Below are 26,234 nucleotides of genomic sequence, written 5' to 3'. Positions count from 1 at the left end.
ATGTCCCAGCACCACCGCATCGCCCCCTACACGACGGGCACCGCGCCCGGCAGGTGGTGGCTCCTGGGCCACGCGCCGCGCATCATGAAGGATCCGCTGGCGTTCCTGACCTCGCTGTCCGCCCATGCGGACCTGGTCCGCATCAGCATCGGCCCGTGGCACGGGCTGGTCGTGTGCCATCCGGACCTGGTGCACCGGGTGCTGATGGACGACCGGACCTTCGACAAGGACGGCCCGGTCTACGAACAGAGCAAGCGCACCCTGGGAGAGGGCCTGGTGACCTGCCCCCACCAGGCCCACCGGCGCCAGCGACGGCTGCTGCAGCCCGCCTTCCGCCGTGACCGCCTGCCCGCCTACGCCGCGACGATGACCGGGCACATCGACACCATGACCCGCGCATGGACGGACGGGCAGACCATCGACGCCTTCTCGTGCATGCACGCGAACTCGGCGCGGGTGGCCACCGCGACACTGTTCGCCGCCGGGCCGGACGAAGCGGCGATCGCGGAGATGGTGCGGTGCATCGACATCATCGTCAAAGCCGGGTTCTGGAACATGTTCGCACCGCTGGGCAGGCAGCGGGCCCCGTGGAACCGGCGCTGCGCGCGCGCCCAGGCCACACTGAACGCGACGATCGACGGGATCATCAGCGACTACCGCCGCCGCGGCCGGCGCCACGAGGACATGCTGTCTCTCCTGCTGGAGGCCAGGGACGAGGCCAGGGACGGCTCGGACGGGGACGGCTCGGACGAGGACGGTACGGACGGCCTGGCCCCGGCCGAGGTCCACGACCAGGTCATGTCCTTCCTCATGGCGGGAATCGACACCACCGGATCGACTATGGCCTGGGCCTGCCACCTCCTGGCCGGGAACCCCGGGATCCAGCAGCGGGTACGCGCCGAGGTCCACGCCGTGCTGCGCGGCAGAGCGGCCGGGTGGCACGACCTGCCCCGGCTGGAACTCACCGGCCGCGTCATCTCCGAGGCGCTGCGCCTGTATCCGCCCGGCTGGCTCTTCACCCGCAATGTGACGCAGGACATCCGGCTCGGCGACACCGTCCTTCCCCGGGGCACCACGGTGATCTTCAGCCCGTATCAGATGCACCGTCAGGGCGGCCTGTTCCCCGACCCCGAGCGGTTCGACCCCGACCGCTGGCTCACCACCCCCGCAGGCCGGTTGCCGCGCGGGGCGTACATCCCGTTCTCCGCCGGTGCCCGGCAGTGCATCGGCAACGACTTCGGACTCACCGAGGCCACCCTCACCCTGGCAACCGTCATCGACCGCTGGCACCTGCACCCCCTGCCCGGCTCCCCCGTCCGCCCGGTCCCCGGTCTGGCCCTGCGCCCCACCCCCATTCCGCTGCGCCTGCACCGCACGAGCCGCGACCCATCGACCGACGCGGACGGCCCGGCGGGCCCGGCCGGCACATGAGGGACGACCGGCGGCGTCACGCCAGATCGAGCAGCTGCTCGTGGAAGCCGCCGAAGCCGTGCTCCTCGTCGATGAGGTGGATCTCCAGGATCCAGTGACAGCGCCAGCCCGCGCGGTCGGTGCGGCGGATCGGGGTGTCGTTGTCCGGGGTGATGTACGACTCGGCCCTGGCGCCGTCGATGCTCTCGTGCGGGAACTCGCCGACCAGATGGCCCGCATGCCAGCCGCCGAGCGTCCAGCCCGCCGCGCCGGCGAGCCGCGCCACCTCCGCGTACAGCTGCCGGCCGGTGATCCGCGGATCCGCCCGGAAGGCGCTCCGGCCGCCGGCGAAGACGGTCGCCAGGTCCTCGCGCAGCCGGTGCTTGGCCGGGTCGCCGCCGAAGACGAAGGTGCGGCCGAAGTCCGCCTCGTACTCCTCGAAGATCGGTCCGAAGTCGGCGAAGGCGATGTCGTCCTCGCCGATGATCCGGTCCGGCGGGTTCTCCTGGTACGGGAACAGCGTGTGCGGGCCGGAGCGGACGATCCGCTTGTGCCAGTGCTTCGTCGTGCCGAACAGCTCGTTCGCGAGGTCCCGGATCCGGTCGCTGACCTCGCGCTCGCCCGCCCCGGGCGCGACCAGGCCGCGCGCCTCGACCTCGGCGAAGAGGCGCACGGCCTTGCGCTGCGCCTCGACGAGCCCCAGGGCGCGCAGCTGCTCGTCCATGCGGTCGGGTACTCCCATGATGCCGTTCCTCTTCCTTGTCACGGAGTCGCGCGCACGATGACGAGCGACCCTTCGTACGTCGGCCGGCCCCGCAGGTGGCCGAAGCGTTCGTCCCAGGCCCCGGACTCCAGATCACGGCGGAGCGCCGTGTCGAAGCGTTCGCGGACTCCGTCGTCGACGAAACTCCACGCCGAGCAGGCCTGGCGGGCGGCCGGGTCGAGGAGCAGCTCGGGGCGGCCGTAGTAGGCCTCGTTGAAGCCGTCCGTGCAGTCGAGGGGGATCGGGACGGTGCCGATCGTGGCGCGGCCGCCCAGGGCGGCGGCCATCTCGTCGATCGGCGGGTAGCGGCGGGCCTCGGTGTCGAGGACCTCCGGGGCGTACTCGTGGAGCCAGAAGTCGCGGACGCGTTCCGGGTCGCAGGTCAGGACGACGACCGGGCCGCGGGTGACGCGCCGCATCTCGCTCAGGCCGGCCGTGACATCGCTCCACTGGTGGACGCTGAAGAGGGTCATGGCGCCGTCGAACTCCCCGTCGGCGAACGGGAGGTCCTCGGCGACGGCGTCGACCGCGCGGGCGAAGCGGGCCGGGCGCCGGGCGCGCATCGACTCGGAGGGCTCGACGGCGGTCACGGCGGGGGCGGCGCTCTCGTAGGACCCGGCGCCGGCACCGACGTTGAGCACGGTCCGGGCGCCGTCCAGGGCCTCGGCGATGGACTGCGCGATGCGGGTGTCGGGCCTCCGGTAGGAGGAGTGTCCGGAGCCGATGGCGGCGTGGTCGACGTCTCCGGCGCTGCCGTCCCGGGTGCGGGCGTTGAGGGGTTCCGTGGTCATGGGTCCTTCCCTGGCCTCGTGAGCAGGAACAGGGGGAGTGATCCTCCGCGGTTCTCGCACATCCCTGTACCCGACATCCTGCATCCGCGAGGCCAGATTCGTAAACCGGCTGGCAAATGCTTGGCCAATCGACCAAAAATGCCACAGATGCGAATCAGGTGATCTGTCCGTTCCTCCGGACGGCCCGCCGGGCGTGGGACGGACTCAGCCCGCCTCGTGCCCGGCGCCGTCCGCACGGGCGTCGGTGGTGCGGCCGGTCGCGGCCAGCAGGGCGAGCAGGGCGAGCACGGCGAGGAGGATGAGCACCAGCAGCAGGACGGTGAGCACCGTGGGGTGGTTCCAGAGGGCGAAGATCAGCGCGAGGAGCAGCAGCACGCCGGTGGTGAGCCACTTCCGGTAGCGCACCGTCCAGGTGCCGACCTGGCCGGTGTGCACCCCGTGGGCCGCGCCCCAGCGCGCGGCGGAGTCCGCCGCGCGCTCGGCGGTGCCCCGTACGGCGCGCGGCAGCCGTCCCACGCCCGACAGGTAGGCGCCGAGCGCCACGACCACGCCGAGGACCAGCGCGGTGCGGATGCTGACCTTCAGGAAGTGCAGGAGGGTGTCGAAGATCGCTGCGGCGGCCCCGGGGGACTGCACCTGCGCCGGCAGGTGGTCGAGGTAGTAGTGCCGGGCGACGGCGAGGCCGATGGCGAAGATCAGGCAGACCCCGGCGGCACCGAGCATGACGGTCACCAGCGCGCGGCGGCGCCGGCGGGCGAGCAGCACTCCGGAGGTGCCGAGCAGCACGGTGAGCACGGGCAGCCAGTTGCCGACGACGTCGAGCAGATGGGCCGCGCCGCGGATCTTGGAGAGCTTGTCGGACTGCAGGAGCACCATCTTTTTGTCGACATCGGGGATATGCGCCGCCGGGGCGAGGCCGGCGTCGACGAGTTCCTGCTTGACGGATTCCACGGCGGCGCCGACATCGAGGGTGACGGTGCCGTCGTCGACGCCCACCGCGCCGCGCCCCTCGCCGGTGAGGGCGTGCACGATCGAGGAGTGGGCACGCCGGTTGGTGTCGGCCCAGATGGTGGCGAACCGGTCGCTCCGCACGAACTTGCCCGCCACCTTCTCGACGACCTGTTGGGCGGCATCGTCGATTTTGGGCCCCAGGGCCTTGAAGGCGGTGCCGACGCGAGGTGGCAGGCCCTGGGACTCCAGCCAGGCCGCCAGGTCGGAGGCGACCTGGTCGCCGTCGACGCGCACGCCCGCGGCCTCGCCGATCCGGTTCACGGCGGCGTCCTGGACCGCGGCGTTCCTGGCGAGCGGGCCGATGGTGGAGACGTAGCGGTCGGTGTCCAGAGCGATGTCGTGGACCCAGACGGCGATCAGGGAGACCGGCACGAGAATGCAGGTGAGCGTGATCAGCACGATCGACAGGGTGCTCTTCACGATCCGCCCGGCGTGCGAGCCCCCCGTGCGGTCCACGGCGGGCGGATCGGACGCGGGCTTCGCGGGCGGGGTGCTCATAGCGCTCCAAAGGCAGGGGCGGCCAGCCTGCCGCTACCTTCCATTGGCAGGGCGGGCCACCGCCCCCGCACCTGGGACTAGGCCTCCCGGGCGAGTGGCCGAGGAGGAAGCGGGCACGGGGGAGTGCTGCCGGGCGGTGCTCGCGTCGGCGTCGGGGAGCAGGATCACGGTCGCCGCGAGAACGGCCGTCGCGGTGCCGGCGATGATCTCTGACCGTTTGTTCGCCTGTCGGTGGCTCAACTCGCTGACCTCCAGCTGGATCACGAAGAGCGCCCACGGGTGTCCGGTCCCGCGTTCTCCCGCGACACCGCCGACGCCTGCTACGTGGTCCTACGCGGACGGTCCGCACCGGACTCACGACCACTCACTCTTTGACAACCGCCGAGCGGTACGGCGGCGCGGCGTGTCGGGCTTGCCGCGCGGGCCCGGGACGGGGCGCGCGGTTACCGTCGGGGGCATGACCGGTGATCGCCGAGGGTGGCGCCAGTGTTCGGTCGGCGGGGCGGTGTTCGCCGTGTGCATGGCCGGCACCACGCTGCCGACCCCGCTCTACGGCCTCTACCAGGAGAAGTTCGGGTTCTCCGAGCTGACGGTGACGGTCGTCTACGCCGTCTACGCCCTCGGTGTCATCGGTGTGCTGCTGCTCGCGGGCAATGCCTCGGACGTCGTGGGCCGGCGGCCGGTGCTGCTGGCGGGCCTGGGATTCGCGCTGGCGAGCGCCGTCTGCTTCCTGTGCGCCGTGGGGCTGGGCTGGCTGTACGCGGGCCGGCTGTTCTCGGGGCTCTCCGCCGGTCTGTTCACCGGGGCCGCCACGGCCTACGTGATGGAGCTGGCACCGGACGGTGGCACCTCCCGGGCCACGTTCGTGGCGACGGCCGCCAACATGGGTGGACTCGGCTGCGGCCCGCTGCTCGCCGGAGTGCTCGCGCAGTACGCCGTCTGGCCGCTGTACCTGCCGTTCATCGTGCACATGGCGCTGGTGGCGGTCTCGGCCGTCGCGCTGGTGCGCCTTCCCGAGACCGTACGGGAGCGGCGACCACTGGCCGCGGTACGGCCGCAGCGACCGGGACTGCCCAGACAGGTGCGGGCGGTGTTCGGGCCGGCGGCGATCGCCTCGTTCGTCGGGTTCGCCCTGTTCGGGGTGTTCACCTCGGTCAGCCCCGCGTTCCTCTCGCAGTCCCTGGGCGTGGACAACCGCGCGGTCAGCGGGCTGGTCGTCGCGCTGGCCTTCTTCGCGTCGACCGCCGGGCAGCTCGCGGTCGGCCGGGTCGGGGTGGAGCGGTCACTGCCGCTGGGCTGCGCCGGGCTCTTCGCCGGGCTGGCGCTGCTCGCCGGCGCGTTGCGATGGGACCTGCTCGCGCTCGTCGTGCTGAGCGCGATCGTGGGTGGTGCCGGGCAGGGGATGGCGTTCCGCGGGGCGCTGTCCGCGGTGGCCGCGGCGTCTCCCGCCGACCGGCGCGCTTCGGTGATCTCGACGCTGTTCGTGGTGGCGTACGCGGGGATCTCGGTCCCGGTGATCGGGGTGGGATTGTTGACCGGTCCGATCGGCCTGGAGGGTGCGGGGCTGGTGTTCATCGCCTGCATGGCCGTCCTGGTCTCGACCGCGGCCGTCTATCTGCTCCGGCGGCCGGAACGGGCGGCGACATGAGCGCGGCCACGAAGTCGGTCCGCCCGGTGGCCTGATGGGGGCGGTGGGCCGGGTGCGGGGGAGCCGGAGGCCGCTCGCGGCGTCCCGATCGAACACTTGAGGCATGGCGAACCCGAACGAGGGCCGATACGGTCTGGGGGCCCGACCGAACCGGACGGCCCGATTCCGGCCCCGGCTCCCGGGACCACTACAGTGGCCCGCCGGGCCTCGCCCGAACTGATCCGTCCCCTCTGATGTGCGGTGTGTGAACATGGCGCGACCCGGCGATCGTCCGTGGTGCTCCCATGGATGGCCGGCCGTGGTCGGGGTGCTCGCTCTCGACTGCCGAAGACCCGACGAGGAACGTCCGCACCAGGTGTGTCCCTCAATCGAGCAGGGCCGGGGTGACGGCGTGGTCGACCGGGCACGGCAGCAGGCAGTCGCCCCCCGGCGGGGCGGGAGCCGCACGGCGTAGGCGCCGACGCGGCACGCCGTCCCTGCTGAGCCCGCTCGTCAGCACGTCCGCGTCATGACGCCCGGCCGCAGGAAATGGGTAGTCCATGAACACGGCCACGTCAGGTCTGGTCGGCCGCGACACGGAGATCGCCGAGGTCGAGGCGATGCTGACCGGAGCGGCCGCGGAGGCCGGCGGCGTAGTGGTGGTCAGCGCCGGTGCCGGGACGGGGAAGACGGCGCTGCTCGACGACGCGGTCCGCCGCGCCCGGCGAAGCGGCTTCACCGTGCTGACGGCCCGGGGCAGTTCGGCCGAACGCGACCTGCCCTTCGGACTGGTGAGCAGGCTGTTCGAGCCCGTTCTGCCGGACCTCGTGGAAGCCGGCCTGGTCACCTGCGCCGACTCCCTGTCCCGGGCCCGCGAGCTGCCGGTCACCAGGCCCGCGGGCGAGGCGTCGCTGACCGAGCTCTACGCCCTGCACCGCGGACTCGCGCATCTGGCGTCCCAGGCTCCGGTGCTCGTGGCGGTGGACGACCTGCAGTGGCTGGACCCGCAGTCGCTGCGCTGGCTGAGCACCCTGCCGCAACGTGTCGAACATGCCCGGATCGCGGTGCTGCTGACGGTGTGCCCTGGTGAGCCCTGCACGGATGCCGCCGCCCTCGACGAGCTGCTGGCCGTCAGCACGGTGGAGCTGCACCCGGCGGCTCTCGCCGCCCCGGCCGCGGCAACGCTCATCGAACGCGCCCTCGCCGCCGCGCCGGACGCGTCGTTCGTCGCCTCGTTCCTGCGGGAAACAGGCGGCAACCCGCTGTGCGTGACCGAGCTGACCGCCGTGCTGAGGGACCGGGCGGTCACGCCCACCGCCGGCCCGGCCGCCGTGCTCGGAGATATCGCCGTACCCCGGCTCGCCTCCCGGCTGCACGCCCGGCTGCGCCGAATATCGCCGTACGCGCTCGCCGTCGCCCGAGCCGTCGCCGTCCTCGGCGACGATGCGGACCCCGGCCGCGTCGCCGCCGTCTGCGGTGTCGAGCCGCCGGTGGTCATGGAGGTGACGGCGGCGCTCGGGCGGGCGGGACTGCTGCGCGTGGCGGACCGGTTCCTGAACTTCGCGCAACCGCTGCTGCGCGCCACGATGATCCAGCACCTGCCGTTCGCGGAACTGCGGACCCTGCGCGGCGCGGCGGCCCGGATCCTGCGGGACACCGGCGCTCCGCAGGACCGGGTGGTCGAACAGCTCATGGCCACCCCAGCGCCGGCCGACCCATGGGTGGTCGCCGTGCTGCGCGACGCCGCCGAATCCGCGCTCGGCCGGGGCGAACCCGACATGGCCGTCGCCTACCTGACCAGGGCGCTGGGCGAGCCGGTTCCGGACGAGGAGCGCATACCGCTGCTGCGGGCGCTGGGCCGGGCCGAGGGGTATCTGGACTTCGGCGCGGCGATCCGCCATCTGACCACGGTCTCCTCCCATCCTGCGGAGCCGGAGGGGCGGCCTGGTGTGGTGCGGGAGCTGGCGGAGCTGCTCGCCATGACAGGACACCACGAGACCGCCGTCGAACTCGTCCGCACGCGGACGGGACCCGTCTCCACCGGCCAGGCGCTCTGCTCGGCGGAGTTGCAGTTCGACTGCGAGGCGACCGCGGAGGCGGCGGCCAGACAGCTGCACCGGCTGCCCAGGCCGGCACCCCAGGGCGGGGCGGCCGACGGGCGCTATCTGAGCCTGCTCGCCCTGCGGACCGGGTGGGCGGGCAGGTCCAGGTCCCGCGCCGTGGCCCTCGCCCAGCAGGCGTTGATGGTCCTGCCCCTCACCCCCGACGCGATGCGGCCCATCCTGCGCAGCGTCCTGGTGCTGGCCCAGGCCGGCCGCGCCGAGGAGGCCCACGAGTTCTGCGACGCGATGGTCGGTCATGCCGAACGCTGGCAGCACCGGCCGGCCATCGCCGCGGCCCGGTCGCTGCGCGGTGTCGTCGCCCACCGGCTCGGCCGGATGCCCGCCGCGGCCGAGGACGCCCGGATCGCGTTCGGGATGCTCATCGGCTGCGGGGCACCACGGCGGACGGGTGCGGCGGTGGAACTCCTGGCCCGGTGCGTGGAGATCCTGGTCGACCTGGGCGAGTACGACGAGGCGGAGAGCCTGGTCGAACGGTCGGACCTGTGCGGCGACCTGCCGAAGACCTGGGGCGGCACCGCCCTGTTGCTCGCCCGGGGCCGGCTGCGCGCCGCCGCGGGACACCCGGCCGAGGGGCTCCGGGACCTGCTGGCCGCCGGCCGCCGGCTGCCGTCCTGGAACGTGGCGAATCCCGCCGTCGCACCCTGGCAGGCCGAGAGCTCGGCGGCCCTGCTGGCGCTCGGTGAGACCGCCGGGGCGCGCCGCAAGGCCGCGGAAGCGGTCGAACTGGCCCGTCGATGGGGTGCGCCGGGCCCGCTGGGCGTCGCGCTCCGGACGCTGGGGGCCGCTGCCGGCGGACCCCAGGGGCTGGCCGCGCTGGAGGAGTCCGTCTCCGTTCTGCGGCGCTCCGCCGACCGGTTCGAGCTGGCACGGTCCCTGGCCGAGCACGGCACGGCCCTCAGCCGCGACAAGCGTCCGGTGCCGGCCAGGCGGGCGCTGCGCGCCGCGCTCGACCTGGCGGAGGAGTGCGGCTGCGCGGATCTGGCGACCCGTTCCCGTATCGAGCTGTCCGCATCGGGCGGCCGCCCGCCGAAGTCCTCGCACACGGACGGAGTCGCCGCGCTGACGGCCGCCGAACTGCGCACCGCCATGCTCGCCGCCGAAGGCAAGTCCAACCGGGAGCTCGCCGAAGTCCTGTCGGTGGGGCAGCGCACCGTCGAGATCCACCTCACCAACGCCTACCGGAAACTCGGCATCGGCGGACGCGACCGGCTTCCCGCGGTCCTGCAGGGCATGCCCACGGCACTCGCCGATTCCCGGTGAACCGGCGACCATTCGTGACACCCCGCCGCCCCCGGTGATCCTGCACATCGCGCACGCGGAAAACGCACAGCGGCCCGGCGGGATCCCGCCGGGCCGGACGGGCGCCGAACCCTAAACGCGGATATGTCCGATCAGGATCGACGAAGGGACCGGCCCGTGAGAATGGCCCGTTTCCAGCATGTGAAGAATTCGTCGGCATTCGGTGGGCAATGCCGCCGGTGAGCGTCTCGCGGTACCGAAACGCCGACCGAAACACTGTGAAGGGCAGGGTGGCCCGGCAGCGCGTTGACGTGGTTGTGTCTTGCGACATACGGGAGTTGCGAATCGGGTTTCCGAATCATTCGGGCATCGGACGACCGTTGAACCGGCCGTACCGGCTTTCCGCCGAACCGGCCGACGCTATTCATGAACCCCCCACAGCTATGAAGGGAACCGCAAGTCATGCGCAACGACTTCACCCCCAGGTCGAGACCCGCGAAATTTCCGACAGCGACCTGGACAACGTCTCCGGCGGTGTCGGCGTCGGTGTCGGCGTCGACGGTCTGTCGGTCGGCGACATCGTGGGCACCGTCGAGTCGGCCCTGCCGGTCTCGCTGCCGCTCTCGACGGTCACCGGTCTCCTCCCGGCGCAGGTCAACGGTCTGGCCGCCGGTCTCTGACCGTCAGGTTCTGCATGAGACGCCATAGCGTCGGCATGACCCGGCCCAGCGGTGCTTCTGACGCATCGTAAGGTCGGCCATAGGCCCCGGAACCCCTCGTTCCGGGGCCTATGAATGCCGCACCCGAATGCAGTTGAAGGAATACTTCCGTGCAGTTCCGCCAAAAGGCGCTGTCCAAGCTGCAATCGCCTGAAGACCTCGACGTACCGGTGCTTCTCGCCCGGCCGCAGGGCTGGCTCGCGCTGACCGTCACAGCGGTCGTCATGGCCGTCGGATGCTTCTGGGCGGTGACGGGCACGGTGTCGTCCAAGCTGAACGCACCCGGAATCCTGACGCATGCGGAAGGCAGTTACCTTCTGCAGAGTCCGGTCGCCGGCCAGATCACCGCGACCCTCGCCAAAGAGGGCGACACGCTGCCCGCGGGCGCTCCGCTGCTGACCGTACGCACGGACCGGAGGGCCGAGACCGTTCGCACGGTGGCCGCGGGCCGGGTGACCGCGATCACGGCCAAGATCGGCGCCGTCGTCGCCACCGGCGCGGACCTGGCGACGGTGGAGCGCATGGACAAGCCCGGCGACCCACTGGTGGCGGTGTTGTACGCGCCCGGCGGCAGCGCGTCGACGATCCCGGTGGGCGCCTCGGTGGAGCTGACCGTCCAGTCGGTGCCGGCGCAGCGGTTCGGTGTGCTGCGGGGCCGCGTCATGGCGATCGGCCGGAATCCCGAGACCCGGCAGCAGATCAGCGATTTCCTCGGGAACCGTCAGCTGGGCGAGCAGTTCTCGGCGCAGGGCCAGCCGGTGGCGGTCATGGTCTCCCTGGAACGGTCGGCCGGCACCACGTCCGGCTTCAGCTGGTCGTCGGCGCACGGACCGCCGTACCCGATCGATTCCACGACGCTGGTCGGCGGCGCCGTCCACCTGACCGCACAGCATCCGATCGATTGGGTCCTTCCGTGAGCGCGCAGCACCGCCCGACCCCGGCAGGCCGCGGGCGGCACGCGCCGGCGCCGACGCAGACGCCGACATCGAATCCGCGGAAGCGGAGGAAGCCGGGGAAGGCGAAGAAGCAGAAGACCGTCCGCAGCCCCACCGTTCTGCAGATGGAAGCCGTGGAGTGCGGTGCCGCCTCGCTCGCGATGGTGCTCGGCCACCACGGCCGGCACGTCCCCCTCGAAGAACTCCGCATCGCCTGCGGTGTGTCCCGCGACGGCTCCCGGGCCAGCAACGTGCTGAAGGCGGCCCGCAGATACGGTCTGGACGCCAAGGGCATGCAGATGGAGCCCGCCGCCCTCGCGGAGGTCCGGGCGCCGGCCGTCCTGTTCTGGGAGTTCAACCACTTCGTCGTCCTCGACGGGATGGGACGGCGCTTCGGCCGCAAGGGGATCCACCTCAACGATCCGGCCCGGGGCCGGCGTTTCGTGTCGTGGGAGGAGTTCGACTCGAGCTTCACCGGCGTCGTGCTGACCTTCGAGCCCGGCGGCGGGTTCCGCCGCGGCGGCCGCAAGCCCGGGGTGATGAGCGCCCTGCCGGCCCGGCTGCGCGGCACCACGGGCACGATGGCGGCAGCACTGATCGCCAGCTTCCTGCTCGTCGTCGTCGGCGCTTCGGCGCCGGCCCTCAGCCGGACGTACATCGATCTGTTCCTCTTCGGCAACCAGACGTCGCTGCTGCCGGTGCTCTTCGGGTCGATGGCCGCGATGGTCGTGCTGACCGCCGTGCTGACCGCTGTGCAGCAGGCGAATCTGCTGCGCGGCCGCATCATCTCGTCCACCTTCGGCAGCGCCCGGTTCATGCGGCATCTGCTCCGGCTGCCCGTCACGTTCTTCGCCCAGCGCAACCCGGCCGACCTCGTCCAGCGCCTGCAGTCCAACGACACGGTGGCCGAGACCCTGGCCAGGGACCTCGCCGCCGCCGGGGTGGATGCCGTGGTCGTGGTGCTCTACGCGGTCCTGCTGTGGACCTACGATCCGCAACTGACGGTCGTCGGCGTGCTGATCGCGCTGCTCAACGTCGCGGCGATGCGCGTGGTGGTACGGATCCGTGCCACCGGTACGCAGAAGCTGCGGGCCGACAGCGCCCGGCTGACCAACACCTCGTACGGCGGGCTCCAGCTCATCGAGACGATGAAGGCGACCGGCGCCGAGAACGGCTACTTCCGCCGCTGGGCCGGCCAGCACGCCACGACCCTGGACGGGCAGCAGCGGCTCGGCGTGCCCAGTGCGGTACTGGCCGTCGTCGCCCCCACCCTCGCGGCTCTCAACAGCGCGCTGATCCTGTGGATCGGGGGGCTGCGGGCCGTGGAGGGCCATATCTCCATCGGCCTGCTCGTCGCCTTCCAGGCGCTGGTGACCAGCTTCACCGCACCGGTCACCCGGCTCAACGGGGTGGCCGGCCGGATCCAGGACTTCGCGGCCGACGTGGCCCGGCTCAAGGACGTCGAGAGCTTCCCGGTGGACGGGCTGTACTCCCGCAGCGAGCCGGCCGCGAGCACCCGCAGGCTCAAGGGCCACGTGACGCTGGAGAACGTCACCTTCGGCTACAGCCCGCTCGACAGACCGCTGCTCACCGGCTTCTCCCTGTCGGTCGGCCCCGGCCGGCAGGTGGCGCTGGTCGGCGGCTCCGGCAGCGGCAAGTCCACGGTGTCCCGGCTGATCTCGGGTCTCTACAACCCGTGGGAGGGCTCGATCCGCATCGACGGGCAGCGGCTCGACGAGATCTCCCGCAGCGCGCTGTCCGCCTCGGTCTCCTTCGTCGATCAGGACGTCTTCCTCTTCGAGGGCACCGTCCGGGACAACGTCGCGCTGTGGGATCCGTCGATACCCGACGACGACGTCATCGCCGCGCTCAAGGACGCCGCCATCCATGACACGGTCGCCCGGCGTCCCGGCGGCATCCACAGCCGGGTCGAGCAGGACGGCCGCAACTTCTCCGGCGGCCAGCGGCAGCGACTGGAGATCGCCAGAGCGCTGGTCCGCCGGCCCAGCGTCCTGGTCCTCGACGAGGTGACCAGCGCCCTGGACGCCGAGACCGAGCAGGTGATCATCGACAATCTGCGGCGGCGGGGCTGTGCCTGCGTCGTGATCGCGCACCGGCTCAGCACGGTGCGCGACAGCGACGAGATCGTCGTGCTCGACCACGGCACCGTCGTGGAACGCGGGCGGCACGAGGACCTGGTGGCGGCCGGCGGGCCGTACGCCGAGCTCGTCAGGGAGCACTGAGATGACATCCGTCCAGCACCCCGTGGTCACCGACGCCGTGCCGGGCGCCGTGCCCGGCGATGTGGTCGTGGGAGCCCTCGGCGGCCTGGGACAGCCCGTCGACTGCGCCGGGACCCGCAGCATGAGCCTGGAGGGGCCCCATGTGCTGTGGCTGGTGGTGGGCGGGGCGATGGACCTGTTCGCGGTCGACTCCGGAAACCAGGGGCACTGGCACTTCCTCGGCCGGCTCGAAACGGGAACCCTGGTGCTCGGACCGGCGGAAGGCCCGCGCCACACCCTCGTCGGGCGGCCCCTGCAGGGGTGCGAACTGCGCCGGATCCAGCTGCGGGAACTGTTCGGGCCCGGGTACGGCGAGTACGGCGAGCCCGGTGGGTACGGCGGAGGCGGGTACGGCGGTGACGACGGCTACGGGGACCAGCAGTCGTACGGCGGCTACGAAGCGCCCCTGAGCCCGCTGGAGGACGCGTTCGCCCGCGGGGTCGGGCGCAGTCTGCGCGTCCTGTTCGAGGCCCCCCACGACGGTCAGCCGGGCCATGGACCGGGAACGGCGCAGCCGGCCGCGGAGTACGAAGCGGCCGACGACAACATCCTGTGGATGCCGGTGGCCCCCGGAAGTGTGCGGTACGGCGCCGCGTTCAGCAGCGAGGCGGCCGCCGATCTGCTCATCGACGGTGCGATGTGGCAGCGGGTGGTCAATCAGCAGTCCCGGCTGCTGTTCGCGCTGGACCGCTGGATCGAACGCGTCGAGCGCGCCCATGAGGACCGGACGGCGGCCGGCATCAAGGCCGGCCGGACGGTGCGCGCGCAGGCGGACCAGGCGCTGCTGGCCTCCATCGACAGGCCGGGAGGGAAGACCCCGTCCCACCCGGCCGACGGCACCGACGATGCCACACTCGCCGCCTGCCGCAGAGTCGCCGACGCGGCCGGGATCACCGTCTCGGCACCCGTGGACGGCGGCTCGTCGAACGGCCGGTCGAGCCCGGTCGAGCGCATCGCGGTGAGTTCGGGCTTCCGCACCCGCACGGTCAGACTCGACGGCCGCTGGTGGCGGGAGGACTCCGGCCCCCTGCTGGGCCACCGGGCCGGAACGGGCGCGCCGGTAGCGCTGCTGTGGCGCCGCGGCGGATACGAGGCGGTGGATCCGGTCACCGGCGAGCGGACGCGCATCGGGAGCAGGGGCGGGGGTGCGGGCGCGGCCGCGGACGCGTTCCAGCCCCGCGCCGTCATGTTCTACCGGCCGCTGCCCGACCAGCCCATAGCCGTCTGGCGGTTGCTCCGCTTCAGTCTGCGCGGCACCCGGGCGGACCTGCGCAACCTGATCCTGGGCGGCCTCGTCGCGGTCGGCCTCGGCGCGCTGGTGCCCATCGCGACGGGTCAGGTTCTCGGGGTCTACGTACCGAACGCCGAGAACAGCCTCATCGTCCAGACCTCGCTGGCGATCGTGGCCACCACCATCGTCTCGGCCGCCTTCATGCTGCTGGAGAACATCTCCATCCTGCGCATGGAAGGTCGCATCGAGTCCACGCTCCAACCGGCCGTCTGGGACCGGCTGCTGCGCCTGCCGACGAAGTTCTTCGCCGGGCGCTCCACCGGAGAGCTGGCCAGCGCGGCCATGGGCATCAGCGCCATCCGCCGCGTCCTGTCCGGCATCAGCTCGGTGGCCGTGCAGGCGGGCACCGTCGGTGTGGTGAACCTCGCCCTGCTGCTCTGGTACAGCCCCACGCTGGCCCTGCTGGCGCTGGCGATGCTCACCGTGATCGGCGCGGTGTTCCTCACCCTGGGGCTGTGGCAACTGCGCTGGCAGCGCCGTCTGATCGTGCTCGGCAACAAGCTCAACAACCAGGCGTTCCAGACGCTGCGCGGACTGCCCAAACTGCGCGTCGCCGCGGCGGAGAGCTTCGCCTACGCCTCCTGGGCCCGCGAGTTCGCGCGCAGCCGCGAACTGCAGCAGCGGGTGGGCCGGATCAAGAACCTGATCACGGTCGTCAACGCGGTCTATCTGCCGCTCTGCACCCTCATCATGTTCATGCTGCTCGCAGGACCGGCCCGCGGGACCCTGTCGGCCAGCAGCTTCCTCACCTTCAACACCGCGGTGACGATGCTGCTGACGTCGGTGACCCAGCTGACCGGCGCACTCATCTCCGCGGTCTCCGTCCTGCCGCTGTTCGAGCAGATCAAACCGCTGCTCGACGAGGTGCCCGAGGTCGGCGGCGGCACCACACAGCCGGGCGTGCTGTCCGGCGAGATCGAGGTCGAGCAGCTGTCGTTCCGGTACGCCGACGACGCGCCGCTGGTGCTCGACAACGTGTCGTTCCGGATCCTGCCGGGCGAGTTCGTCGCCATCGTCGGAGCCAGCGGCTGCGGCAAGTCGACCCTGCTCCGGCTGCTCATCGGCTTCGACCGGCCGGTGTCCGGCAGCGTGCTCTACGACGGTCAGGACCTGACGGCCCTCGACCCGGCGGCCGTGCGGCGCCAGTGCGGGGTCGTCCTGCAGAACGCGCAGCCGTTCACCGGCTCGATCCTGGACTGCATCTGCGGTTCCGAGACGTTCTCCCTGGAAGAGGCCTGGGAGGCCGCCGCGATGGCGGGGCTGACCGAGGACATCAAGGGCATGCCGATGGGCATGCACACCGTCCTCTCCGACGGCGGCGGCACCGTCTCCGGCGGCCAGCGGCAGCGTCTGATGATCGCCCAGGCCCTGATCCGCCACCCGCGCATCCTGTTCTTCGACGAGGCCACCAGCGCCCTCGACAACGAGACCCAGCGCGTCGTGACCGAGAGCACCCGCAAGCTGCGCTCGACGCGTGTCGTCATCGCGCACCGGCTGTCCACCGTCATGGACGCCGACCGCGTGATCGTCATGTCGGACGGCCGGGTCCTCCAGCAGGGCCCGCCCGCGGAGCTCCTCGCCGACACCGGCGGCATGTTCCATGAGCTGGTGCGCCGTCAGATGCGGTGAACGAGCCACACGGCCGCTGGGGAGCGATCCTCTGCGATCCGCGGCGACCGGCGTGACACGCTGGGGAACCCAGCGTTCCGCGTCCCACGAGGAGGTGCGTGCACGTGCCGCAGAGCGAGCCACGGCGGGCTCCGGAGGCCCCCACGGTACTGAGCGAGGAACGCCGGCTCCGCAAGGAGCTCGGGTTCTGGAGCCTGGCGGCGATCGGGTTCTCCAACATCCTCGGCTCCGGCTGGCTGTTCGCGGCCATGTTCGCCGCGCAGACCGCGGGGCCCGCCTCGTTGCTGTCCTGGGTCGCGGCGGGCCTGCTGTGCGGCCTGGTGGCACTGGTGATGGTGGAGCTCGGAGCCACCCGCCCCGAGGGCGGCGGAACCGTGCGCTGGCCGCTCTACGCGAGCGGCCGGCTGGTCGGCACCGTGATCGGCTGGTCGGTGCTGCTGTCGGTCGGCGGCACGGCGGCGGAGATCAGCGCGATCATGCAGTACGCCGCGCATTACCTCCCGGGTCTCTACGACAACGGCCGGCTGACCGCGTCCGGCCTGGCCGTGGCCTCGGGACTGAGCATCCTGCTGACCGCGCTCAACTGGTTCGCGGTCCGCACCTTCGCCCGGCTGAACAACCTGGTGTCGCTGTTCAAGGTCGTCGTGCCCGTCCTCACCGTGGTGGCGCTCTTCCTCTCCGGAACGCACTCCGGGCGGCTCACCGACCACGGCGGCTTCGCACCGTACGGCTACGCGGCCTGTCTGACCGCGCTCGCCAGCGGCGGCATCGTGTACTCCGTCAACGGCTTCCAGGCGCCCCTCGACTTCTCCGGAGAGGCCCGCAACCCACGGCGCAACGTGCCGGGCGCGGTACTCACCGGCATCGGGCTGGCCGTGCTGGTCTACCTGGGACTGCAGCTCGCCTTCCTCTACACGGTGCCGGACTCGCTGCTCGGCCACGGATGGCAGGGCGTGAACTTCGAGTCACCGTTCGGGCAGCTCGCCCTGGTGCTCAACCTGCACTGGCTGGCCACCCTGCTCTACGCCGACGCGGTCGTCTCGCCGGGCGGCTCGGCCTACGTCGGGGTCGCGATCGACGCCCGGCACACCTACGCCCTGGCCAAGAACGGCCTGCTGCCGCGCTTCTTCATGCGGATCGACGCCCGCTCCGGCACGGCCCACCGGGCGCTGCTGCTCAACCTCGTCGTCATCGTCCTGTTCATGCTGCCGTTCGGCGGCTGGCAGGACATCGTCAGCGTGATGGGCGACATGTATCTGCTCATCTACGCGGCGTCCGCGGTCGCCGTCGCCGTGTTCCGGGCGCGGGACCGGGAACAGGGAGTGGTCCGCAAGGACGGCCAGGTGCCCGGGGTGCGCTGGATCGCGCCGATCAGCTTCGTGGTGGCCTCCGAATTCGTCTACTGGTCGGGCTGGCACGATCTGCGCCTCGCGCTGCCGCTGGTGCTCGCCGGAGTGCCGCTGTTCCTGCTGCTGCGCCGCGACGCCGGCGAGCGGCCGGTGCGCGAGGAGCTGCGGGACGGCGCCTGGCTGGTCTGCCAGCTGGCCGCGCTGACCCTGCTGTCCTGGCTGGGCACGTTCGGAGGCTCGGGCCGGCTGCCCGCGCCGTACGACACGATCGTGGTCGGCGTCGTCTCGCTGGCGGTGTTCGGCTGGGCCGTGCGCTCCGGGACGGCGCACCTCCGGGCGGAGCCGGCCCCGCCCGTCCCGGTCGCCTGACCGGGACCCGGGACGGGGCATTCCCTGCTGAACAGGGCACACCTGGTGAGGAAAACCCAAGTGGAGGCGAACGAAAACACATGTACTCCGGCTCGCGCAGGAGGTGGGATCAGGGCGACCCCCCGCTTGCCCTGATCCGGCCCCCACCGCCGGAACAGCACACCCGGACGGAAAGGACTGCCTGTGTCCCGTCCCCGAAGAGTCCTCGCGGCGCTCGCCGTGATCCTCCCGCTGCTGACAGCCGGCCTGCTCGCACCGGGAACGGCGTCGGCGGTCCCGCCCGGCGCCACGTACACGGTCTCCGTCGGCTCGAAGGCCTCCTACGCCCATCCGACCGACACCTCCGCGGTCCCCTACATCGACAAGGACGGCGCGTTCTACTTCCAGCAGTCCGCCGCCCTGTACGGTGCCGGTGACCCCCGCTACTGGGATTTCTTCACCGGTACGAACTTCGATGACGCCGCGCGGTCGAGTGCGATCAGCGACGCGGTGAACCCGGCGAACTCCAGCGACCGGAACAACGACACGACCTGGCGCTGCAACAACAGCCCGACCGGGGTGACGGCGACCGCCGCGCCCGCGGGCTCGGGCTACGCGCACAAGAACTACTGCGATCTGACCGGGGTGTGGGTCGACCCGGACACCGGTGACTGGTACGGCCTGGTGCACAACGAGTTCACCCCGCAGCCGTTCGGCGACGGCCTGCACTACGACGCGATCGACTACGCGCGCTCGACGAACCAGGGCAAGGTCTGGAACATCCTGGGCCACGCGATCACGTCGCCGTACAGCACCGCACGGGGCGACACCACGGCGTTCCCGAACCAGACGTACGACTACGGCGACGGCGACCAGCGGCTCTTCGTCGACACCGCGTCCGGATACTTCTACATCACCTACGGCTCGCGCATCGTGGACAAGAGCGGCGGCTGGAAGGCGTTCTACGCCCACGCGGCCCGCTCTCCCATCTCGTCCAAGATGGCGCCCGGCTCCTGGCAGAAGTGGTACAACGGCTCCTGGTCGCAGCCCGGCCAGGGCGGCCTGGAGAGCAACGAGGTGCCGGTGACCTCCTCGGGCGGCACCGGATACACCCCCGCATCGGCCGAGTACAACCCGGCCAACACCGGCAGCGTGGACCAGCAGGTCGCAGCCGGCACGATGCCGCCGACCTCACCGCTGTTCGTCATGGACATCACCTACAACGCCTATCTGGGCCTGTACATCGGTGAACCGCAGGCGGTGGACCAGAGCGGCAACGCCCCGCAGCAGATCTACGCCACCGACAACCTCGCCACGCAGAAGTGGACGCTGATCGGCGACACCGGCAGCCACCACACCGCCTCCTGGTACCGGTGGTTCCTGGACAGCGCGAACAGGACCAGCTCCACCGTCGTCGGCAAGAACTTCCGCTCGTACTGCTCCTTCGGATGCTCCGGCGGCGCTTCCGGCGAGTACGTCAACCTCACGATCGACTCGTCCGCCCCGGCACCCTCGCCGGTCGACCCGGCGAAGACGTACACGATCGGCAGCGGGTCCGGCCGGGTCCTCGCCCAGGCCGCCGGCAGCTCGGCCACCACCTCCGTCACGGCCGCCACCGGGTCGAGCCGGGAGTCCTGGAGCTTCGCCGCCAACGGCGACGGGTCGTTCCGCATCACCAACGCCGCCACCGGTCAGCTGCTCGGGGTGGACTCCGCTTCTACGGCCGACCGCGCCTGGGCCACCAAGCCGACCGCCACCACGGTGGGGTCCGGCGGTCCCACCGTCGGCCAGCAGTGGTTCCTCATCAGCAACGTGACCACCACCGGTACGCAAACCGGCACATACCGCCTGGTCAACCGCTACAGCGGGCTGGTTCTCGGCATGTCGTCCGACGCCGGCCGGCCCGCCGAGACGACCCCGGCCCGCACCTGGACCAACGGCACGGGCAACTCCGTCGGCGGCTCACGCACCGCTGCCGAGCAGGCCCTGACCCTGACCGCCGGCACGGCCGCGGGCAACCTCAACGGCACGCACACGGTCTCCCTGTCCGGCAAGGGTCTCGATGATCCCGACTGGCACACGGAGCCGGGCGTCCAGCTCGACACCTGGTCGCTCAACGGTGGAAAGAACCAGAACTGGGTCTTCACCCAGCAGTCCGACGGCTCCTACACCCTCGTCAACGCCTACTCCAGCCTGTGCGCCGACGATGCCGGAGGCGCCACCGCACCGGGCACGGCAGTGGTCCAGTGGACCTGCACCGGGGGAGCCAACCAGAAATGGCGGGTGGCGAAGCTGGCCTCCGGCGCCTACACGATCACCAACGTCCACAGCGGACTCCTGCTGACGACCTCGTCGACCTCCGACGGTGGCACGGTCACCCAGCAGACGGACACCGATCTGCCGCGGCAGCACTGGACCATCGCCTGACACCGCACCGGGTCAGGCATCGGCCGACATCGCACTGAGTCAGGGAAGCGCACCCGATCGGTACCACCGACCGGGTGCGCTTCTCGCATGTTCCAACAAAATACGGCGGAACTCAACGGGATGGCACCGAGGGCTCAGGCCGGTGGACCCGACCCGGTGCGGCCCTCCAGGGGAGGTCGCGGCACGGAGCGGGGCCGTCGTGCGGTCGGCGTGCCCTCCGGGGCGTCGAGCCCCGGCGGCCGGCTCCTGTCGACGATCCTCCTCGGCGTGACGCCCTCGAGCCATGTGCGAACGCAACGGTGCCCGCCCGGCAGAAGGCCGGACCGCCCTTCCGAAGCGTCGGCGGAGGGCAGGCCCGGCCTGGGCTCGTCGGCCGCGCGCCCCGGCCGGCCCGGATGCCCGGGGATGGCAAGCGCGATCTATGGTGCATCTTGAAGCAACGTATGTGAACTTGTTTGACTGGTCAGGGCGTGTCCTGGCCCCCGTTCCCGTCCCCCGTGACCGCTCCGGGGAGCACCCGATGTCGATTTCCGCAGTCCGGAGCGGCTCGTACTGCTACATCACGGTCCCACAACACCAACGGGGTGGAGCGTTGACGCCCCTGGGTAAGGGGGCGTAGAACTACCCCTGCGAGCGAGGTCCCGGTTAATCCTGTTGAATTTTGTTCGAAACCATCAGGTGCTAGGAGGTCCCCCAGCGGGGCCTCCCCTTCCGTCTCTTCGCCGCACCGCATCCAGTGCACCGCATCGTGACCGCAGACCACCGCAGACCACAGACAACAGACCACCCATGGAGGCACCATGTCGGATGTCGGCTCGCCGGGCAGCAACAATCCGGGGTCATCGCCGAGTCGCCGCACCCTGCTCAGGGGCATGGCCGGCATCGCAGGTCTCTCCGTCGCGGGCGGACTGCTCTCGGCCTGCGACAGCTCCTCGTCCACGCCGAGCGACAGCGGCTCTGCCGGAGGTCAGGTGACCTTCGGTTCCAACTACTCGGACCCCGCCGCGAAGACCGCGTTCGCGGCACTGGCGGCCGCGGCCACCAAGGCGTCCGGGTCGGCGATCAAGATCAACACAGTCGACCACAACACCTTCCAGACCAACATCACCAGCTATCTGCAGGGCACGCCGGACGACCTGTTCACCTGGTTCGCCGGCTACCGCATGCAGTACTTCGCGGCCCAGGGCCTCGCGCTGCCGCTCGACGACGTCTGGGAGAAGATCGGCGGCAACTTCGGCCCCGCCGCCAAGAAGCTGTCGACCGGTCTGGACGGCCACCAGTACCTGGTGCCGATGTACAACTACCCGTGGGTGGTCTTCTACAACAAGAGCGTGTTCCGGGCCAAGGGCTACACCGTCCCCACCAACTGGGACCAGTACCTCGCCCTGGCCAAGAAGATGAAGGCCGACGGCATGATCCCGATCGCCTTCGCCGACAAGGACGGCTGGCCCGCGCTGGGCACGTTCGACATCCTCAACATGAGGATCAACGGCTACGACTACCACATGAAGCTCATGAAGCACGAGATCCCGTGGACCGACCCGGGGGTGACCCAGGTGTTCGACCACTGGGCCCAGCTGATGCCGTACGTGCAGAGCGGCGCCAACGGCCGGATCTGGCAGGACGCCGCCAAGGCCCTGGAGACCAAGCAGGCCGGCATGATGTTCCAGGGCACCAACCAGGTCGCCGCGCAGTACGTCACCGACAAGGCGAACCTCGACGACCTGGACTTCTTCGTCTTCCCCGAGATCAACCCGGCGTTCGGCACGGACTACATGGACGCGCCCACCGACGGCTTCATGCTCAGCAAGAAGGCCAAGAACAGCGTCGCCGCCAAGAAGGTCCTGGAGTACATCGGCAGCGGCGCGGCCGAAGCCGAGTTCCTCAAGACCGACCAATGGGACGTCGGCCTGGCCACCGGACTGAAGGTGCCGTCCTACAACGCGATCCAGACGAAGTCGGTCGCCGAGATCGCCAAGTGCAAGGCCGTCGCCCAGTTCATGGACCGCGACGCGGACCCGGCCATGGCCAACGCCATGATCTCGATCATCCAGAAGTTCATCGCGGACCCGAGTTCCGGCAACATCGCCTCGTTGCTGAAGAGCGCGGAGAGCCAGGCGAAGGCCATCTACACCTCATGACGACCACTCATGCGCGACCCCCGGCGGCGAAGCAGCGCCGCCGGGGCGGCGTGCGCAAACTCTCCGGACGCGACAAGCTCGTCGTCGCACTGCTCCTCGGCATCCCCCTGCTGATAGAACTGGTCTTCATCTGGTTCCCGGCACTGGGCACCGTCCTGCTGTCGTTTACCAAGTGGAACGGCGTCGGCAGCCTCGGCACCAAGTCGTGCCTGCCCAACGTGCCCTCGATCATGAACAACGGCTGCCTGTACGGGGTGCAGAACTACCACCAGGCCGCCACGATCTACCCCGAGTTCTGGCCCGCCGTCCAGCACAACCTCATCTGGCTGGCCGTCTTCATCCTCTTCGCCACCCCGTTGGGCATGCTGTTCGCCGTCGTCATCGACTACGGCATCAAGGGCAGCCGGATGTACCAGAGCATCCTCTTCCTCCCCGTGATGCTCTCGCTCGCCCTGATCGGCATCATCTGGGAGTTCATGTACTCCCAGAACTTCGGGCTGATCAACACGGTCATCGGACGCAACGGCGACAGCAACGCCATCGACTGGCTCGGCGATCCGCACCTCAACCTCTGGGCCGTCCTGGTCGAGGCGACGTGGCGGCAGGCCGGCTATGTGATGGTCCTGTACCTCGCCGGACTCAAGGCGGTGGACCCGACACTGCGGGAGGCCGCCAAGGTCGACGGCGCCAACGCCTGGCAGACGTTCTGGCGCGTGGTCTTCCCGGTGATGAAACCGATCAACATCGTCATCATGGTCGTCACCGTCATCGAGTCGCTGCGCGCGTTCGACCTCGTCTACATCACCAACAAGGGAATCAACGGCCTGGAACTGCTCTCGGTGCTGGTCACCTCCAACATCGTCGGCGAGACCCAGCGAGTGGGCTTCGGATCCGCGCTGGGCGTGGTGCTCCTGGTGATCTCACTGGTCCCGATCAGCATCTTCCTGTTCCAGACGTTCCGCCGTGAGGACACCCCATGACCACCGACACCCTGCCCCGCGTCACAGCGCAGCAGAGCTCCGGCGAACGGCCGAAGTCCCGCCCCTGGGGGCAGGTCAGCGCTCAGCTCTTCCTCGTCAGCGCCTCGGTGCTGTGGCTGCTCCCGATACTGTTCGCCCTGTACATCGCGCTGCGGCCGTACGCCGAGACACAGAAGTACGGCTATGTCTCGCTGCCGCACACCCTCACGCTGAAGAACTTCTCGCAGGCGTGGACGCAGTCGGACATGCTGCACTACTTCCTGAACTCGGTACTGATCACGGTTCCGGCGGTGGTGATCGCCCTCGCGCTGTCCACCGGCGTGGCGTTCATACTGACCCGGGTCAACGTGAAGCTGAACGTCGCCCTGCTCATCCTGTTCACCGCGGGAAACCTGCTGCCGCAGCAGGTCATCATCACCCCCTGTACCGGCTCTTCCTGAAGGTCCCGCTGCCGGAGTTCCTCAGCGAGAGCGGTCTGCTCTACAACTCGGCCTTCGGGCTGATCCTCATCAACGTGGCGTTCCAGCAGGGCTTCTGCGTCTTCGTGCTGAGCAACTACATGAAGTCGATCCCGGAGGAGATGTACGAGGCGGCGCTGGTCGACGGTGCCGGCCTGTGGACCCGGTTCTGGAAGCTGACCGTGCCGCTGTGCCGCCCCGCGCTGGCGGCCCTCGCCACCTTGCTGACCACCTGGATCTACAACGACTTCTTCTGGGCGATCACCCTGATGTCGTCGGGTGACAAACGGCCGGTCACCTCCGCACTGGCCAACCTGCAGGGGCAGTTCGTCAGCGACCAGAACCTGATCGCGGCCGCGGCCCTCATCGCGGCCGTGCCCACCCTGGTGGTCTACATCCTGCTGCAGAAGCAGTTCATCGCGGGCCTGTCCCTGGGGTCGAGCAAGGGCTGAGCGCAGCACCGCGAGCGGCCCACCGCGGGGCGGCCGGTCTTCGTCCTCGCCGAGTGACCGGTCCGGCCGGCCGTCAGTGTGCGTCCGCCGCCGTGTGGACGCGCTCGCCGCCGACATAGGTCAGTGCCACGGCGGTGTCACCGATGGCCTCCGGCGGGCCGTCGAAGGGATCCCGGTCCAGGACCACCAGGTCGGCCAGCGCGCCGACGCGGATCGTGCCCGTGTCGTCCAGGTGGTTCACATAGGCCGAGCCCGCCGTGTACGCCGTCAGTGCGGTGCCCAGGTCGAGACGCTGCTCGGGCAGGAAGGCCGGACGGTCCTCGCCGTGGCCGACGCGGTTGACCGCGACATGGATGCCCTGCAGCGGGTCGGGGCTGCTCACCGGCCAGTCGCTGCCGGCCGCCAGCGTGGCTCCGGACCGCAGCAGATCACCGAACGGGTACTGCCAGGAGGCCAGTTCGCCGCCCAGGAACGGAATGGTCAGCTCGTCCATCTGCGGTTCGTGGGCGGCCCAGAGCGGCTGCAGGTTGGCGACCGCGCCGAGGCGGGCGAAGCGCGGGACGTCGTCGGGGTGGACCACCTGCAGATGGGCGAGGTGGTGCCGGTTGTCGCGGCGGCCGTTGGCGGCGAGGGCCGCTTCGACGGCGTCCAGCGCCTCCCGCACGGCGCGGTCGCCCAGCGCGTGGAAGTGGACCTGGAAGCCCAGGGCGTCCAGCTCCACGACGTGGTCGCGCAGCGCGGCCGGGTCGACGAAGCTGAGACCGCTGTTGGCGGTGGCGCAGCCGCAGGAGTCCAGGTAGGGCGCGGTCATCGCGGCGGTGAAGTTCTCGGTGATGCCGTCCAGCATGATCTTCACCGAATCGGCCCTGAAGCGACCGGCGCGCAGCCGCTCGCGGCGTTCGACCAGCTCGGCGATCTGCTCAGCGCCGCGTGAGCGGTCCCACCACAGGGCGCCGTTGACGCGGGCGGTGAGACTGCCGTCGCGGGCGGCGGCCGCGTAGGCGTCGGAAGGGTCGGGCTGGCCGTTGAAGACGCCGAGGATGGCGTCCTGCCAGCTGGTGATGCCGAGGCCGTGCAGCACCTGCTGGGCGCGGAGCAGCCCGGCGAGCCGGTCGGCCGGGGTGGTCTTCGGGACCAGCCGCGCGACGAGCCCGGTCGCCCCCTCCTGCAGCATGCCGCCGGGGGCGCCGTCGGCCTCCCGCTCGATCCGGCCGTCGGAGGGGTCCGGGGTGCCGGCGGTGAGCCCGGCGAGTTCCAGGGCACGGGTGTTGGCCCACGCTCCGTGATGGTCGCGGTTGAAGAGGAACACCGGCCGGTCGGCGACGACGGCGTCGATGAGGTGGCGGGTCGGCACCCCGCCCTCGAAACTCTCCAGGGACCAGCCGCTGCCGGTGATCCATTCCCGCTCCGGGTACGCCTCGGCGTAAGCGGCGATCCGGCGCTGGTACTCGGCAAGGCTGGTGGTGCCGGTCAGATCGCACTCGCCCAGCTCGACGCCCGCGTAGACCGCGTGGACGTGGGCGTCCTGGAAGCCGGGGATCAGCAGCCGCCCGGCGAGGTCCACCACCTCGGTCTTCGGACCGACCAGTTCGCGCACTTCGTCGTGCCCGACGGCGACGATGCGCTCGCCGCGCACGGCCACGCTCGTGGCGCGGCTGCGGGCCGGATCCGTGGTGAGGGCGGGGCCGCCGGTGAAGACGAGGTCTGCGGCGTGGGTCATGAGCTGCTCCGTATGTCGTTTCGGTGGATCTCAGGTCGTTG

Annotated in this window: 15 protein-coding genes and 1 pseudogene; 12 read left to right on the top strand and 4 right to left on the bottom strand. The window is 70.8% G+C overall.

Annotated features, from left to right (window positions below):
• Positions 1-1,431 carry a cytochrome P450 gene (locus tag LNW72_RS06830; protein WP_250974559.1) on the top strand — a complete coding sequence of 477 codons (1,431 nt, stop codon included), beginning with the start codon at positions 1-3 and terminating at the stop codon, positions 1,429-1,431.
• Positions 1,432-1,447: 16 nt separating this feature from the next.
• Here the strand turns inward: LNW72_RS06830 and LNW72_RS06825 are convergent, their stop codons facing one another.
• From LNW72_RS06825 to LNW72_RS06815, 3 genes are all read right to left on the bottom strand, one after another.
• Positions 1,448-2,152, bottom strand: a complete 705-nt coding sequence (locus LNW72_RS06825; RefSeq protein WP_250974558.1) for a M24 family metallopeptidase — start codon at positions 2,150-2,152, stop codon at positions 1,448-1,450.
• Between the two features lie 20 nt (positions 2,153-2,172).
• Positions 2,173-2,964: a class I SAM-dependent methyltransferase gene (locus tag LNW72_RS06820; protein WP_250974557.1), complete on the bottom strand. Its 792-nt coding sequence runs from the start codon at positions 2,962-2,964 to the stop codon at positions 2,173-2,175.
• Between the two features lie 204 nt (positions 2,965-3,168).
• Complete coding sequence (locus LNW72_RS06815; RefSeq protein ID WP_250974556.1) at positions 3,169-4,473, bottom strand: hypothetical protein; 1,305 nt, start codon at positions 4,471-4,473, stop codon at positions 3,169-3,171.
• A gap of 457 nt (positions 4,474-4,930) precedes the next feature.
• Between LNW72_RS06815 and LNW72_RS06810 the strand changes: the two genes are divergently transcribed.
• The 11 genes and pseudogenes from LNW72_RS06810 to LNW72_RS06760 all read left to right on the top strand — a co-directional run bounded on the left by LNW72_RS06810 (position 4,931) and on the right by LNW72_RS06760 (position 24,473).
• Positions 4,931-6,121: an MFS transporter gene (locus tag LNW72_RS06810; protein ID WP_250974555.1), complete on the top strand. Its 1,191-nt coding sequence runs from the start codon at positions 4,931-4,933 to the stop codon at positions 6,119-6,121.
• A 539-nt stretch (positions 6,122-6,660) separates the two neighbouring features.
• Positions 6,661-9,483, top strand: coding sequence for a LuxR family transcriptional regulator (locus tag LNW72_RS06805; RefSeq protein ID WP_250974554.1), 2,823 nt, complete (start codon positions 6,661-6,663; stop codon positions 9,481-9,483).
• A gap of 422 nt (positions 9,484-9,905) precedes the next feature.
• Positions 9,906-10,142 carry a type A2 lantipeptide gene (locus LNW72_RS06800; RefSeq protein WP_250974553.1) on the top strand — a complete coding sequence of 79 codons (237 nt, stop codon included), beginning with the start codon at positions 9,906-9,908 and terminating at the stop codon, positions 10,140-10,142.
• Between the two features lie 149 nt (positions 10,143-10,291).
• Positions 10,292-11,098 carry an HlyD family efflux transporter periplasmic adaptor subunit gene (locus LNW72_RS06795; protein ID WP_250974552.1) on the top strand — a complete coding sequence of 269 codons (807 nt, stop codon included), beginning with the start codon at positions 10,292-10,294 and terminating at the stop codon, positions 11,096-11,098.
• Complete coding sequence (locus tag LNW72_RS06790) at positions 11,083-13,359, top strand: NHLP family bacteriocin export ABC transporter peptidase/permease/ATPase subunit (RefSeq protein WP_285369356.1); 2,277 nt, start codon at positions 11,083-11,085, stop codon at positions 13,357-13,359. Before LNW72_RS06795 ends, LNW72_RS06790 begins: the two co-directional genes overlap by 16 nt.
• Position 13,360: 1 nt before the next feature.
• Complete coding sequence (locus LNW72_RS06785) at positions 13,361-16,318, top strand: NHLP bacteriocin export ABC transporter permease/ATPase subunit (protein ID WP_250974550.1); 2,958 nt, start codon at positions 13,361-13,363, stop codon at positions 16,316-16,318.
• A gap of 104 nt (positions 16,319-16,422) precedes the next feature.
• On the top strand, positions 16,423-18,036 hold the full coding sequence (locus LNW72_RS06780) for an APC family permease (protein ID WP_250974549.1): 1,614 nt from the start codon (positions 16,423-16,425) through the stop codon (positions 18,034-18,036).
• Positions 18,037-18,219: 183 nt separating this feature from the next.
• Positions 18,220-20,442: an RICIN domain-containing protein gene (locus tag LNW72_RS06775; RefSeq protein WP_250974548.1), complete on the top strand. Its 2,223-nt coding sequence runs from the start codon at positions 18,220-18,222 to the stop codon at positions 20,440-20,442.
• Between the two features lie 872 nt (positions 20,443-21,314).
• Positions 21,315-22,583, top strand: coding sequence for an extracellular solute-binding protein (locus tag LNW72_RS06770; protein ID WP_250974547.1), 1,269 nt, complete (start codon positions 21,315-21,317; stop codon positions 22,581-22,583).
• Positions 22,580-23,563, top strand: coding sequence for a carbohydrate ABC transporter permease (locus tag LNW72_RS06765; RefSeq protein ID WP_250974546.1), 984 nt, complete (start codon positions 22,580-22,582; stop codon positions 23,561-23,563). Before LNW72_RS06770 ends, LNW72_RS06765 begins: the two co-directional genes overlap by 4 nt.
• Positions 23,560-24,473, top strand: a pseudogene (locus LNW72_RS06760) (carbohydrate ABC transporter permease). Before LNW72_RS06765 ends, LNW72_RS06760 begins: the two are co-directional and overlap by 4 nt.
• 73 nt (positions 24,474-24,546) lie before the next feature.
• Here LNW72_RS06760 and LNW72_RS06755 read toward each other — a convergent pair.
• Positions 24,547-26,193: an amidohydrolase gene (locus LNW72_RS06755; protein ID WP_250974545.1), complete on the bottom strand. Its 1,647-nt coding sequence runs from the start codon at positions 26,191-26,193 to the stop codon at positions 24,547-24,549.
• Between the last annotated feature and the right edge of the window lie 41 nt (positions 26,194-26,234).

It is taken from the genome of Streptomyces sp. RKAG293 (genome assembly GCF_023701745.1).
GTDB lineage: Bacteria > Actinomycetota > Actinomycetes > Streptomycetales > Streptomycetaceae > Actinacidiphila.
The sequence above is the reverse complement of the archived record's forward strand: the minus strand, read 5'-3'. Positions and strand labels throughout refer to the sequence as shown.